A 13754-nucleotide genomic window follows, 5' to 3' on the forward strand; every position below is an offset into this window, starting at 1 on the left:
GGACGATTATATATCGCGGTACCACCCTAGTTATGAAGTTACAACAAGAGTAAAGCCTTAATAAATAAAGTCCCTACGCAAATACGTAGGGACGATTATATATCGCGGTACCACCCTAGTTATGAAAATACAACAAGAGGAAGACCTAAACCAATTATGCCTCGGCATAATTGCGTCCGGAATCGGCTTTGTGCTAGCACAAAGAACTCCTTTTCGATTCCGTGACATCCGCCGGAGGCTTTAACTTCTTTCAGCGTATGTTTTTTGTACCGAAAGCGTAGCGACAGGTACAGATGTTAGGACACCCTCTGAAAAGTGACTTAAAACCGCAATCATCTCACACCCATAAAGGTAGGAGATTTTGCTGAAAGAAGTTAAAAAACGTCCCTACGTAAATACGTAGGGACGATATATATCGCGGTACCACCCTTGTTGTGAATAAAATTCTTCACCACTTTATTTGATAACGGTATTCACTACCGTCTTCCACTTCCTCACAACGTGTGATTTATGAAAGATGCTCCAGGTCGAAATTCATGATCATCTATATACTGATTCGCACCAACCACCAGCTCTCTGAAATAGGGAGATTTTCACTACTTTATCCTATCATTGCCCAAATATTAATTTCCCGAATTGATACTATCATTTTTATCACACATTAAATACTAGCGTCAACAGTTATTTTTTTGATTCTTCATGTATTATCTTCTTATTTTCGTTCGCGGATGTTTTTATACTCACGCATTCAACAAAAAAACTAGGCTCACATTCTGTGTGAAACCTAGTTTTTAAGCTTAATTATTCTTTGTTAAATAGCTGTCCAACCGCCATCAATAACTAATTCTGCACCTGTCATAAAGCGTGATTCGTCAGATGCTAAAAATACAACGCCATAGGCTACATCCTCTGGTTCACCAAAGTATGGGAGTTGTGTATACGTTTTATAGAAAGGTAGAGCTCCTCCCTCTTCCATCGTTGGTGCCGTCATTGGTGTTACGATAATACCTGGATGTACAGAATTTACACGGATTTTATCTTTACCGTATTCAATTGCCGCTGATTTTGATAGTACACGAAGTGCTCCTTTAGCCGCTGTGTATGGACTTGTACCGGCCATACCAACAATTCCCCCGATAGAAGAAATATTGATGATAGAGCCTCCACCTGCTTTTTGCATTTCAGGAATCACATATTTCATACCAATAATGCAGCCATTTAAGTTAATGTCCATTATTTTATTCCATTCATCCATTTCCATGTTGGCAATTGTTTTTGGTGAAGAAACACCGGCATTGTTAACGAGTACATCGACTTTACCATATGTCTTCACTGCTTCAGCAATAACGGACTTCCATGCATCTTCAGATGTCACATCATGCTGGATCCCTATAGCTTCCCCGCCACTTTCTTTAATTTCCTTAACTAATTGGTTCAATGCCTCGATTTGAACATCTGTTGCGATAACTTTTGCTCCCTCTTGAGCAAATAATTTTGCTTCAGAAGCTCCCATTCCCATTGCTGCCCCTGTAATAATAGCTACTTTTCCATTTAAACGACCCATATTAAAACTTCCCTTCTATACTTGTTAGATATCTAATCCAATTAATAAAATGACTAATTCATGAACATATTAACAACTAGTTGTATTATCGACACGATGTCGTTAATATAATTATAACAACCCTCTTCAAAAGAGCAAACAACACATTTCATAGATTCGACGCTTTATCAACGAACTTCTAGCCAGTGTTGTAAAAATAGAAAAAATAAGACAAGGAGCTTAAAAATGTCGAATAAAAAACAAAAATTGGACCCTCGGGTTTTGAGGACGCGCAAATTACTAAGGGACGCGCTTGTGGAATTGATAGATGAACAGGGCTATGAAAAGATTACGGTACAGGATATTACAGAACGAGCGACCTTAAATCGTGCGACCTTTTATCTACATTATCGCGATAAGCTTGATCTTCTCTATCAAAGCTCAAAGGAAATATTAGATGATTTAGTGGGAAGTATTAATGTTACATTTGATGACAAGATAGAATTTGATTTTTTAAAAGATGAAGATGAGCCACACGATACATTTATCCATTTATTTGAGCAAATTTCTTTAAATAGCAAATTATATAAAGTGTTTTTAACTGAAAAAGACATTCCTTATTTCTCTTCAGGCATGAAGGAAATCATCATCGATTTTGTCTCAAATGGCATAAACTTTACGCAGCCTGATGATAAAAAGCTGACAGTTCCACGTGAAATGGCTGTCAGATATTTTGCCGCTGCCTTTCTTGAGGTGATTGTTTGGTGGCTAGAAAACGATATGCCTTATTCACCAAAATTTATGGCTACTCAGCTAATGAAAATAACAGTGAAGGGTCCCTATATTGACCTTCCTTTTGGAAAATAAAGTTGGATTTCAACCTAACAACTTCATAAGAAAAACCATCCTTCATTAAAAATGTCCCTAACATAGGGTACAAAGGATGGTTTTTTTCGTATTAATTTAGGGTGGTTTGTTGCTTTATCGTCGTTGAAAATCATCCTTATGTTTTTGTTACAAATCTTAATGATTCTGGAACTGTTGCAAAGAGCATAACTGTAGATATTTTAAAGAAATATGATTTGATTAAATAATAAAATAGCTATATAAAAGAGAATTTCAACTAATTTTGAAATTCTCTTTTTAACAAGATTTGATATTATACGGAAAGCATAGACCCCTACCATCCTAACTGAGTTTTATTACCTTCCCCTTTATTATTTAACCTTTTACAATTGTTCTTTGAGCCTTTTTAATGATTCTCTCAGTTGCCTTATTTGGAGATGCTTTTTGCCATTCATCACAAAGGTTTCTTACCCACTCTGGTTGAGTTTTGCTGGCATCATTTAACCAGTTGCCAACAGAATCTTGAACATACTTTGAAGGATCTGTTTTAAGTAAATGTAGAATAGGAAGTGCGATTTGCGGTTCTTCCTTTAATCTTTCGATATGCTTTGTCCATACCCCGCGAGGACGGATTGATTCTAAACTAAATCTACGAATGTTTTCATCTTCACTTTTCGCCCATTCTGTTAACAAATCTACACTACTCTCAATATTTGCTGAAAGGTCCTCCCTAATTGACATCCAAGCAATTTCTCGGACACCAAAATGATGATCTGCTGCGAAAGAACGGATATACAACAATTTCTCTTCTAAAGAAAGATCGTTGTTTTTATTCATAAATGCTGCCCAACATCGGACACTATCAGATACATGTTGGGAGCAAATTTTGATTAAATCCTCTTTTTTAACAGCACTTTCATCAACCAAGACTGTATCTAATAAACTCCCTATTAAACGTATAGCCTTCATTCCCATTTCAACTTTTTGGTTCTCTATCTCTGTTAGTATAAAATCCAACTTTTCTTCTAGCCCTATTGATGGTATAACATTTTTTACTAAAGTAATATGGTGAACAGCTTGCCATTCCGTTAAATTAACACTCTCTATTTTCCCTTGATTCAACAATGTTAAAACGTCAGTAGGGATATCGCTAGCCTTTCTAGCTCCCTTTCTATGTAAAACGTCTTCTTTTACAACCATTTAACACCCTCCTGTAGTTGTGGTTATTAAATCCGTACTGTTAAAATTAATGTCTATTTTATATTATTTTTTCTTACAAATTATTTCCACTATTTCCTCTAATCAATTTTATCTAGCCATAATTATGAATCGATATTGATATCGAGTGGCTTGATAGAGACACCTATGATACGATTACCAATAAACAACTTCATTTTTTTATGAACGTTAGTGAAATCAAGTGAACAACAATATTAAAGGATGGTAAACAATTGAGTAACGAAAAAAATAACAGTAAATTTATATACACATATGTACATCATGTTGACGAATACGATTTATGTAGAATGGAAATGCGTTCATTTTTTAGTTTTGATTCCCAATCAAACTATATAATAAGCCCTATTAAAATTGATCCAAGCCGAAGTCCTTTTATGCAAGACAGACTTGAAGTGCTATATGAAGAAAATAATATAGAGAGCCTCAAGACCTTAGTGACGGATATAGAAGTAAATGAAGCTACTTATAAAGTGGTTTGTTTAAATAGTATGGATATAGGTGAAACGAAGAAAATTCATCTACCAGAGCGTCGATTGATTGAACGTGAGATAGGATTATGCATTGATGGCGAACCAGACCTAAATCATCCTGAAATTGTGTTTGGTCTTTTGCTAATAGATGGAACATGGTATTTTGGAAAGTATATGAAGAGTGAATCCATTTGGCGTAAACATTTACACAAGCCAAACAGTTATTCAACGGCACTTAGTACTAGAGTTGCTCGCGCTGTTGCGAATATAGCAGTTCCCCACCCTCAAAATATTCGCGTTATTGACCCTTGTTGTGGTATAGGAACAGTAGTAATTGAAGCCCTTTCCATGGGAATTAATATTGAAGGGCGAGATTTATATTACAATGTTTGCAAAGGTGCCCGAGAAAACATCACTTATTTTGAATTAACAGGCAAAATTACTGTAGGTCCAATCGCAGAAGTAACAGAACACTATGATGTTGCAATAATTGATTTACCCTATAACTTATTTACGCATTCATCACCAGAAGATCAATTTGATATTATAAAACATGCTCGTCGGATTGCCGATAAGGTTATTGTCGTTACAATTGAAACAATTGATGACATGATAGAAGATGCAGGTTTTATTATAAAAGATAGATGCGTTGCTAAAAAGCAATCGTTTTTACGTCAAATTCTATTATGTGAATAACTTTATCAATCATTAGCTGAATATCATTTCTAAAAGGGCTACATAAAACAGAGACCTTGACAACTATCAAGGTCTCTTTCTGTTGGTCTGAAATAAAGTTTGAATAAAAATACCTCGCTACATTAAAACCTGAAATATCCTAAGCTTCTTTGGATCCATTACTAGCTTTGTTCAACAGTCTATGGCCTGTAATCCAAACCGCTACCCCGGTCCCCCACAATATCAAGGCTGAGATAAAACCAACAGATGTCCACCATAGCATAATTTGATGATTCCCCCAGGTAATTTTTATAGGAAAAGTAACCAGTGTGATTGCAGAAATCAAACAAAGAAGAGAACCAGAAATATAATAGATCTTGACCTGGAAAAGGTGCGCTAGGGGAAAGAAATGAGCACCGACGATAAGAGCCATAACAGGGACAAACAAATCCAAATGATTGGTAGATCCACATATTCCGGCAGCGATGGCTATCAACACGCCTTCTAAACCGAAAATAATACCGAACCACATATTCTTTCGTTTCCAACGCAGGGAATCCCCTTCCACCATCTCGTTTGATAAGCTTTTTGAATTCATTATCAATACGATTCCTCCAATAAGCAATACTACACCCATCAATAGGGATAAGATCAACAGCCAGAGAAATCCCCAGCCCTGCAGTCCTCTAATACCAATTCCCGCCCACAGAGTACCGAAAAATGCCATGAAGATAACTCCAAAAGCTGTACCTCGCACAGCAGCTCTAGGAATGATGGTTTGAGACATATCATGAACCCTCCTCTTTCAATTTCATTCAAAAAAGATAAAGGATGCTGACTCACTATTACGGAAAATTTCGCCAAAGTAAAGATAATAATAATATTCCTTATTTCTGAAATTCATTCACTATACATTCCATACAGTTGTAATTTATATGAGATACCTTCTTTGATATAAAGTTTGATCAGAAACACCCATAAAGCTAGCATTCTTCAATAAATAAAAAGAATCCACTTTGAAAAAAGATAGTTCAAAATGGATTCTTCTTTAGCCGATTTAAGTTTGGTTATTATAAAAAAGTTTGATTATTTTTACATTCCTTATTCCGTTCAGGAGCATTTTGTTTAACTTCTTTCAGCGAATGTTTTATGTAGCAAAAGCTATAATTATGCCGAGGCATATGTTCTAACTGAATAAATACTTATCACCGTGTTATAATTCATATTAAAGATGTATATAAAATATATAAGACCATTTAGTGTTACTGCACCAAATGGTCTCGTAACAAGACGAATCGCTTCAAAGGCGATTTGCAAAGTGATAAAGTAAACCACTCACATGCTTGCGAGGCTAGGGGCGGTTTACTTTTTTTGTGTAAAAGTAAATGACAATGCAAGTACAGAAACTATAAGTGTGGGGAAACTTATAGCAACCATCATATCAAAACTTTTTTATAAAACGATATATAAATAAACAACGAATCTATAAAGGTATATAGAAACTTATTAGGGAAGTATTTTTATTTTATTTTGGCTGTTTTCTCAATGATTATTTTGATATTTCGTGAATTGAAAATTTAACTAAAGTCCCCGTTAGCCATCCATGAAGCACAAAAATTAGTACTTCACCACAGAAAATGAAAGATGATTAAGTTCTTTCATGGGAGTTCAACAAGGTTTTAGTATTTTTTCAAGTACAATAGGACCCGTTTTCTTAGTCTTTGTATTGACTGTCCGAACTTTGATACGAGTAGGTCGCATTATAGGAGAAACTTCATCCAAATTCCCAGCCCAAGTAGTTTCTCCATATTTAGTTAAAGGAGACAATGAGAAAATCCAACTTATTTCTTTCGGAATATATGCTAATACTTCATAACCATCATAATCCCCAAAACTAGATGGTTTTGGTAAATGAAGTGCGTGAACACTGAGACTTGTTCGTTCATCATTAAACTTTCTTTCAATATTATAAATCAGTGCTACTCCTCTGGCATTTTTAGGTACGTTTTTTGTTGGTTCAAGTATTGCTGAACAAGGTGGCAACTCTTCAATTTTATTCTCAGAGTATGTTTGTGAAGGAAGAATTACTAAAACAAAGATAAGGCTAAAAAGCAATTTTTTCATTTCTGATTCTCCTTAAATTTGTTTAGTATCATTATTCCCCAAAACTCCATATTTATTGTATTTCAATCGCTCCTTGTTTAACTATCCTGCCCCGTTAGCACAAGAAGCGATCGCTTTAATTGAACAATCGTATCCCTTTAGCTTAGGAACAGCACATCACTGCCTTATCCATATCTTTTTCATTTACTAAAACACTACCATTATCATCAATAATGAAATCAACCTCGGCATTAGTAAGCCTTTTTATCGCTGAATCAATACTTTCTTGAGTTTGAGTTGATGAATCAACCCATACGTTATAGCTTTTTTCTTGCGAACAGCCAACTAACAGAACACTAATTACTGTAAATAGAATAAATAATTTTTTTATAATACCACCTCTTTTATAATAGTTAATAACTGCATAAATTTTATTAATTCGACGCTATAAATGGAAGGAGTTCCCAAACTAACCTACGCCGTTAGCACAACAAGAAAAAAGAGCTGCATATGCAACTCAATGGTCTTCAAGTAAAGTACCCGTTAGCCATCCATGTAGCGCAAAAACCAGCGCTACATCACAGAAAATGAAAGATGATTAAGTTCTTTCGTGTGAGTTCAATAAGAATTATTTATATTTTTATCTTTCTAATACTATACAATATTGTTCGTTATATTTTTCATGGTTCCTATTGTACATTTGTACCAGATGATTTAGAGATAATTCTTCATAGTAACATCTAATATACGGTATATTTATTTCATTATCGTCATGACCAATCCATATTCTCCATAGTTCTAATATCTGTCCTTCTCTAATATTTTCTTTTAGGTACTCCAGTAATTGCTTTGCCCTCAATTCCGAATAGATAAAATTCACTTCATAAATGAATAGATAACTTGTATATCCACTTACATCATAGTAAGCGTCCTTTTTAATGACCAATTCATTTAAATCTTCTTCATTTTCAACAAATAATATTTGGGCATTAGGGTCCATCTTCTCCCAAGGTACCAACTCATGTGGTTTTATTTCTAATTCAATAGCTTCCTTAACAGTAATATACTTCGCTTTTGTTTCTACTTCTGGCATTTCATAATTTGTTGCTATAAATGAACAAAAACTCATTTAACCACCTCCTAAATTTAATCCTTTTTAAATTATCCTGCACTGTTTAATAAGAAAAAAAGAGCTGCCTATGCAACTCAATAATCTTCAAGTAAAACACTCCGTTAACCCAATAAAAAGACTATGCCCTTAGTTAGTCAGTAATAACATCTAAAATTTGTCCCCACCACTGTGAATCTTAATTTCAATTTATCTTATAAAGATATGGACCACACATTGATTCATGTGTATGAACATATGTCCAAGTAAAGTTTTTATCAAATATATATATATCTTGTTGAGTATCAAAATCCCTTGATATCACTTCATTAGCATTTGTATAAAGGGATATTATTGGTGAACCTTGATACATTACATAAAAATCTTCTTTAGATAAAGTATCAAATGCTTTTCTGGCAACTTCTTTTTTCAAGCATTCTTGCTTCTCATAACTGAAAATATGCCATTTAAACTGTTCATAATATATTTCTTCTTTTAATTCTTCACTAATGTTTTGTGCGAATGTCTTATCCCATAAATCAATAATTCTCTCTTCTTCATTAACTAATTCTATGACTACACCTTTTTCACGTAAGTTTTGTTTAAATATATAATCTTCTTGGATAAAAACTATTGACCAATAAACATTTTCTAATTCTTCCTCTGGTAAACAGTCTAAGATTTTATCAATTTTATCTCTAATCATCTTTTCCTCCAATAACGAATTATATAATCCGTTTTTTGTAAAATAAAAATCGAACTTTTTTATTACTTCTTCAACATAACTGCACCGTTAGTACAAGAAGAAACAAGTGCCCCTGCTTCAACACCTTGTTTAACTCTTGCACCTGTTTGTTAGTTCTATAAGGACTTTAACGATTTAAATATTAAGCTCCTTTTTTGATAAACCTTTATAATTCCCCATATTGAAAATAAAGGAATAGAGAAAGCGATACCCAATAATAGTGATAATAAAGCTAAATCATCAATACTCCTATACGTAATAAAGATAAACCACTCACTATCCCCATTACCTTCTCTAAATAGGTCAATGAATCTAATGTCAGGGGCCCATATTTTCCTTTCGTACTGAAACTCAGGTTTAGCTGTATCAATATAATTAAATACGTCTATTTTATTTTTTATATTGTAAACCTCAACCTTTGAAACCTGATTCGTGCCTTGAATTAAAGATTGAATTTTATCTTGCTTTTCCTTTGAAATGACACTACTAACATCGCTTAAAATTATAGATATATCATTATTTATTTTATGCCGTTCATTCTGATTGCTTTTTTCAATTGACATAATGATACCAAAAGTAAGGAGGCTCAAAGCAAGAAAAAATATTGCAAAATAAAGGAGCCACCTTGTAAATTGTTTTTGCACGTCAAATAATTGACCAATCACTGTACGGATTTCTTTTTCTCCACCGAAGCGTTCAATTGCAATCCTAACTGCTTCCGTTTCTGACTTACTTTCTAATTTTAATTCGTGTACAGCTTCAATTAAATGGTTTTTCATTTCAGTTTTTAATTCTTTTATCTCATCTTTATTGCCATCGAATTTTTGATAAACGGAATCTATAAAAGCATCAATTTGTTTCAATTTCTACTCCCCCTCCAAAAAAGAATCCATTATTTTTTTTACAAAACGCCACTCTGAACGCTTTTCTTCAAAACACTCTTTTCCAAGTGGAGTAAGTTTATAATATTTTCTTCTCCCCCCTGGTCCTTGTTCATCTCCCCAGTATGATTCAACCCAATCATTTTTTTCTAATCTTTTCAAAGAGAGATAGAGTGTACCTTCTTTTATTTCGAACTGTTCTTCACTTTTATATCTAACAAATTTAGCCAACTCATATCCATACATATCTTTTTTGTGTAATAGAGATAAAATCAGAGTATCTATATGCCCTTTAAGAACCTCTTTATTAATTTCCAAAATTTGCACCTCCTAATAAATTAACTGTAATACGAGGTACTCTATAATACAAGGTAATAATTTATAAAGATGCATTATTTCTTGTTTCATTAGCCTGCGGCGTTAGCTCCACAAGAAAAAGGCTGCCCAATTACAGCCTTGATCTTCAGCTATTGCACCCGTTAACCATCCATGAAGCACAAAAATTAGTACTTCACCACAGAAAATGAAAGATGATTAAGTTCTTTCATGGGAGTACAATAAGTGGGCTCGTCAGATTTATGCGGATTTACAACGATAAGATTTCAATTTTTATACACGATTTTATTCATCAAAGTCGATGGTGCAACATTACTTCAAATGCTTCAAAAACCTTTCTATGACTGACTTTTAACAAAAGTGCATAAAACAACGCATAAACAATGTTCATAATAAAAGCCACAAACGTTGATTTCACAACATTCGTGGCTTTTTGGTGTATTTCCAAACTTGTATTTGGGAACATTATTGTTATTTTAGATGCAATACCTATACAAAATTTAATTTAACTTGTAATTTATGTTAAATAACGATAGAATATGAAGTAAGCTTCACATGAAGTTCACTTCATATATGGTGGTGAGAGATAGTGTTAAACAAAGTAAAAGAATTTAGAAATAATATAGGATTAACACAAAAACAGCTAGCAGAGTTAGTATGTGTTTCCCAACGCACAATCATCTCATTAGAAAAAGGGCAATATAAGCCGTCTATTATGTTGGCTTATCGACTAGCCTGCGTATTTAAAACAACAGTTGAAGATTTATTTTGTTTAGAAGAAAACTATAGAATGGTGGTTTCGCAATTTGAGGATTTATAACAAAAAGAAATTCGTGTACTCTCTACTAGGTATAACTTTATCAATATTAAGTTTATTTGCTTTAATTACAAAAGGATTTGATTTAAAACTGTCTGTATTAACAGTAATTTTATTTCCAATTTCTCTATCATATCTTCGAAAAAGCACCTCAAAAGTAGAGGTGTTAAAAGAAAAGTTTGAACAAAAAGATGAACGAAATCAGCTTGTTTATCAAAGTAGCAAGGCTATATCATTTAAGGTAACCCAATATTTTGTTATAGGATTAGAAATTCTATGTATTATTTTGTATAGCTTTTATAAAGGCGAAATGGTGCTAGCATGTATCATTATTTTAGCTGTGATAATTAAGGTTACATTTCTTTCAGAAATTTTCAGTGGCATCTATTACGAAAGAAATCTTTGATATGTTATTTATAAAATTGAACGTATGTACAAAAAATAAACACCCCATTCAATAGAATCGGGTGTTTTGTTACCTAACTTTCATTTGGGAACGTTTTAGGTATGAGTAGTACACTGGTTGATTTAAGTTTAAGTCAAAATTTGTCGCCAACATAAAATATATATTGGATGCTCCAGGTGCTTTCGGGAAATCTAAACGTACAAGCCATGACTTTTCAGCAATTTCTTTGCCACAAAAGGTTTTTGCCATTCCAAAATAGGCTTCTTCTTCCTTATTACCAATTGTATTGGGAAAAGGTTTAGCACTTACTACATTCCACTTAGTATACATGTCAGGAAAGTCATCTATTCCAATTCCATAAGTTTCTGGTATTAAAGTATTTAACGCTTCTATTACATCTTTTTTATCCTTAAGTGATGTTTTCTCTAAATCACTTAATACAGGACAGTTTTTAGGCTCTGCATAAGATTCAAATGAGACAAAAGTAAATAAAGATATGATTAAAATCAGTGCATAAAGTTTTTTCAAGATAAATTCACCTCTTTTCTAATCTTTCCGAATTAGAAAAGTGTTATCCATCCTTCTTCAAGTAGCCTGTGCCGTTAGTTGAAGAAGAAAACTGAAGTTTATTCAACAATTACGCCTGTTTGTTTAAAATTCCCTCAGTTACCTAATTCAACCTCAGAAGAAGATTGCTTATATCCCAATTTACCCTTTGTAAAAATCAGAATTATCAAAGCGAAAAGACCTAATCCTAGAGCAACAGATAAATCAGATTCTTTCAAAGAAGGGTTAGTAAGATAAGGTTGTATTAAACCAAAAGTATTCAAACTAGCGTGAACCAACATAACAATAAACAAATTTCCTTGTTTGGAGTTGAACACCCAAGTTAAAATGATGGAAACAGCTAGGCATAGCACAATGAAAATAGAAAAATTATAAAAAAAGAGGGAAATGTTTGAACCCGGACCACCTCTTTGTGCTGCGGTTAAAAAATGAGGTAAATGCCAAAGCGCCCAAAGAATTCCGAGCAATAGCGTTGCCTTTAATGACCCAAACTTAGATTGCATTCGAGGTAAAGCAAAACCACGCCAACCGATTTCTTCTGGAAACGGACCACCAAAGAAGAAGACTACAACAAGATAAATAGGGTATGTTGCGTAAAATTGCGTTGTAAGCCCTTTAAAAGTTGGAATCCCTCCATTTAAAATTACAAATCCCAAATATATTACAGTAGGAATGACAATAAGAGCAAATAAGTACCATTTTAAACCTACTTTAAGTTTCCATATTCCTTTTATAAAAACTTTCCATTCTCCTTTTCCTTCGAGGGTCCGAATCATAATATATGCAGCTAACATAGGACCAACGAAAGCATTAAGTGCAAAGAAAACATCAAAAATTTTAGTTTTGGGGATGATATTCCATTGAGATAAGATAAATGGAGTTAATACAATCCACGAAAATAAATATGCCATAACAAAGAATGAAGTTAATGGATGGGATTTTAAAATTTCTTTTAGATTTCTTGATGTACTTTTTGATTCTGTTAAAGGTTTCAGTATAAACCACTCCCTCGATTATAAAAGACTTCGATAGGTATTAATATTGGTTTAAAATAAAGTTTGATCAATAACACCTCGTAAACCCACATTTTAGGCTAAATAAATTTAATCCGTTTTGAAAAAAGATTGATTAAAACGGATTATTAATCCCCCTGGTAAATTAAACTATGTTCATCAATCTGGCCCAATAGTTGAACATAAGTTAAACAACACTGTTTGACTAACCTGCCTCTTTAATCACAACAACCTTCATCTTTTAAATATCCTCCCATATTAAGAGATGTTCAAAATAGCAAAAGTATTACCTCCTTATTCAACTAAACTGCTCCGTTAGCTCAATAAGTAAAAAGATGCTACCGCAGCAACATCTTGTTTAATTCTTGCACCCAGTTAGTTGAAGAGTTAAAAGACTGGGGATTACTTTATTAATTCTTCCCCCGTTAAAATTTCATATAGATTTGCTGAATCTTGCTTTGTTAATTTCACATATTTATGGCTATCCATAACAATTTCTAAATTTTTACCATTTGGGCTAACCCAAAGTGAATAAGAGGCTATTTTGTTTTCGCTACTGTTCTTAAAAGGAAATTGAAATTGGTAGTCAGCATAGCGTGCCATTTCTACTTTTTCATTTTCCCAATTAGCATTTTTAACTATATCTATCGCTTTTTTCACCTGCTTTTTTTGGTTGACTTCATTGAAGTCTTCAAAAATATTTTCTTCACCATTTCGTTTCTGCACAGTTATTTTTTGCCCAACCATTTCATTCAAACAACTCGAAGTCACTAACAAAACACCTAACAAAGAAAAGAATAGTAATATTTTTTTCAACCTGTTCCCCCCTTATTTTTACTTTCATATAGCACTAAACTTCATCTTTATTTGAATAAGAAAAAAGAGCTACCTGTGCAACTCAATGTAACTTCAAGTAAAGCACCCGTTCGTATTATAAGGTCAGCCAGAGTAATCTGTTTGACTATTTTTTATTCAATTTATAGATTGATAGTAGCCGGGGTCGAA

General features: G+C 33.3%; 15 protein-coding genes and 1 other annotated feature. Of the genes, 4 read left to right on the forward strand and 11 right to left on the reverse strand.

Annotation, left to right across the window (positions count from 1 at the left end):
- Positions 1–398: 398 nt before the first annotated feature.
- Positions 399–622: a binding site (T-box leader), on the reverse strand.
- A gap of 189 nt (positions 623–811) precedes the next feature.
- A complete protein-coding gene (locus tag ACQKMV_RS13320; protein ID WP_427504486.1) occupies positions 812–1564 on the reverse strand; it encodes a glucose 1-dehydrogenase in 753 nt (250 codons plus the stop codon).
- Positions 1565–1789: 225 nt separating this feature from the next.
- Between ACQKMV_RS13320 and ACQKMV_RS13325 the strand changes: the two genes are divergently transcribed.
- Positions 1790–2410: a TetR/AcrR family transcriptional regulator gene (locus ACQKMV_RS13325; RefSeq protein WP_427504487.1), complete on the forward strand. Its 621-nt coding sequence runs from the start codon at positions 1790–1792 to the stop codon at positions 2408–2410.
- Positions 2411–2764: 354 nt separating this feature from the next.
- On the opposite strand, the gene ACQKMV_RS13330 is transcribed toward ACQKMV_RS13325, so the two are convergent.
- A complete protein-coding gene (locus ACQKMV_RS13330) occupies positions 2765–3589 on the reverse strand; it encodes a DNA alkylation repair protein (RefSeq protein ID WP_427504488.1) in 825 nt (274 codons plus the stop codon).
- A gap of 251 nt (positions 3590–3840) precedes the next feature.
- Between ACQKMV_RS13330 and ACQKMV_RS13335 the strand changes: the two genes are divergently transcribed.
- Positions 3841–4794, forward strand: a complete 954-nt coding sequence (locus tag ACQKMV_RS13335; RefSeq protein ID WP_427504489.1) for a TRM11 family SAM-dependent methyltransferase — start codon at positions 3841–3843, stop codon at positions 4792–4794.
- A gap of 139 nt (positions 4795–4933) precedes the next feature.
- On the opposite strand, the gene ACQKMV_RS13340 is transcribed toward ACQKMV_RS13335, so the two are convergent.
- The 6 genes from ACQKMV_RS13340 to ACQKMV_RS13365 form a co-directional block, all read right to left on the reverse strand.
- Positions 4934–5560 carry a hypothetical protein gene (locus ACQKMV_RS13340; RefSeq protein WP_427504490.1) on the reverse strand — a complete coding sequence of 209 codons (627 nt, stop codon included), beginning with the start codon at positions 5558–5560 and terminating at the stop codon, positions 4934–4936.
- 881 nt (positions 5561–6441) lie between these two features.
- Positions 6442–6897, reverse strand: a complete 456-nt coding sequence (locus ACQKMV_RS13345; RefSeq protein WP_427504491.1) for a hypothetical protein — start codon at positions 6895–6897, stop codon at positions 6442–6444.
- 619 nt (positions 6898–7516) lie between these two features.
- Entirely contained in the window at positions 7517–8005 is a 489-nt protein-coding gene (locus ACQKMV_RS13350; protein WP_427504493.1) for a magnesium transporter, read from the reverse strand.
- 184 nt (positions 8006–8189) lie between these two features.
- Positions 8190–8690 carry a DUF4275 family protein gene (locus ACQKMV_RS13355; protein WP_427504495.1) on the reverse strand — a complete coding sequence of 167 codons (501 nt, stop codon included), beginning with the start codon at positions 8688–8690 and terminating at the stop codon, positions 8190–8192.
- Between the two features lie 155 nt (positions 8691–8845).
- Positions 8846–9592: a permease prefix domain 1-containing protein gene (locus ACQKMV_RS13360; RefSeq protein ID WP_427504496.1), complete on the reverse strand. Its 747-nt coding sequence runs from the start codon at positions 9590–9592 to the stop codon at positions 8846–8848.
- A 3-nt stretch (positions 9593–9595) separates the two neighbouring features.
- Positions 9596–9928, reverse strand: coding sequence for a PadR family transcriptional regulator (locus tag ACQKMV_RS13365; protein ID WP_427504497.1), 333 nt, complete (start codon positions 9926–9928; stop codon positions 9596–9598).
- 607 nt (positions 9929–10535) lie between these two features.
- On the opposite strand from ACQKMV_RS13365, the gene ACQKMV_RS13370 reads away from it, so the two are divergent.
- Positions 10536–10766, forward strand: coding sequence for a helix-turn-helix transcriptional regulator (locus ACQKMV_RS13370; protein ID WP_427504498.1), 231 nt, complete (start codon positions 10536–10538; stop codon positions 10764–10766).
- Positions 10753–11169, forward strand: coding sequence for a hypothetical protein (locus tag ACQKMV_RS13375; RefSeq protein WP_427504499.1), 417 nt, complete (start codon positions 10753–10755; stop codon positions 11167–11169). The genes ACQKMV_RS13370 and ACQKMV_RS13375 overlap by 14 nt, the downstream gene beginning before the upstream one ends.
- 69 nt (positions 11170–11238) lie before the next feature.
- On the opposite strand, the gene ACQKMV_RS13380 is transcribed toward ACQKMV_RS13375, so the two are convergent.
- From ACQKMV_RS13380 to ACQKMV_RS13390, 3 genes are all read right to left on the reverse strand, one after another.
- Positions 11239–11697 carry a hypothetical protein gene (locus ACQKMV_RS13380; protein WP_427504500.1) on the reverse strand — a complete coding sequence of 153 codons (459 nt, stop codon included), beginning with the start codon at positions 11695–11697 and terminating at the stop codon, positions 11239–11241.
- 134 nt (positions 11698–11831) lie between these two features.
- Entirely contained in the window at positions 11832–12734 is a 903-nt protein-coding gene (locus ACQKMV_RS13385) for a CPBP family glutamic-type intramembrane protease (protein WP_427504567.1), read from the reverse strand.
- Positions 12735–13151: 417 nt separating this feature from the next.
- A complete protein-coding gene (locus ACQKMV_RS13390; protein WP_427504501.1) occupies positions 13152–13565 on the reverse strand; it encodes a hypothetical protein in 414 nt (137 codons plus the stop codon).
- Between the last annotated feature and the right edge of the window lie 189 nt (positions 13566–13754).

Origin of the sequence: Lysinibacillus sp. NPDC094403, from assembly GCF_050278745.1 — a bacterium.
Taxonomy (GTDB): Bacteria; Bacillota; Bacilli; order Bacillales_A; family Planococcaceae; genus Lysinibacillus.

Bases quoted from the DNA above. Each gene is read 5' to 3' on its own strand.
- ACQKMV_RS13320 (WP_427504486.1), bottom strand. From the start codon at position 1,564: ATGGGTCGTTTAAATGGAAAAGTAGCTATTATTACAGGGGCAGCAATG.
- ACQKMV_RS13325 (WP_427504487.1), top strand. From the start codon at position 1,790: ATGTCGAATAAAAAACAAAAATTGGACCCTCGGGTTTTGAGGACGCGC.
- ACQKMV_RS13330 (WP_427504488.1), bottom strand. From the start codon at position 3,589: ATGGTTGTAAAAGAAGACGTTTTACATAGAAAGGGAGCTAGAAAGGCT.
- ACQKMV_RS13340 (WP_427504490.1), bottom strand. From the start codon at position 5,560: ATGTCTCAAACCATCATTCCTAGAGCTGCTGTGCGAGGTACAGCTTTT.
- ACQKMV_RS13345 (WP_427504491.1), bottom strand. From the start codon at position 6,897: ATGAAAAAATTGCTTTTTAGCCTTATCTTTGTTTTAGTAATTCTTCCT.
- ACQKMV_RS13350 (WP_427504493.1), bottom strand. From the start codon at position 8,005: ATGAGTTTTTGTTCATTTATAGCAACAAATTATGAAATGCCAGAAGTA.
- ACQKMV_RS13355 (WP_427504495.1), bottom strand. From the start codon at position 8,690: ATGATTAGAGATAAAATTGATAAAATCTTAGACTGTTTACCAGAGGAA.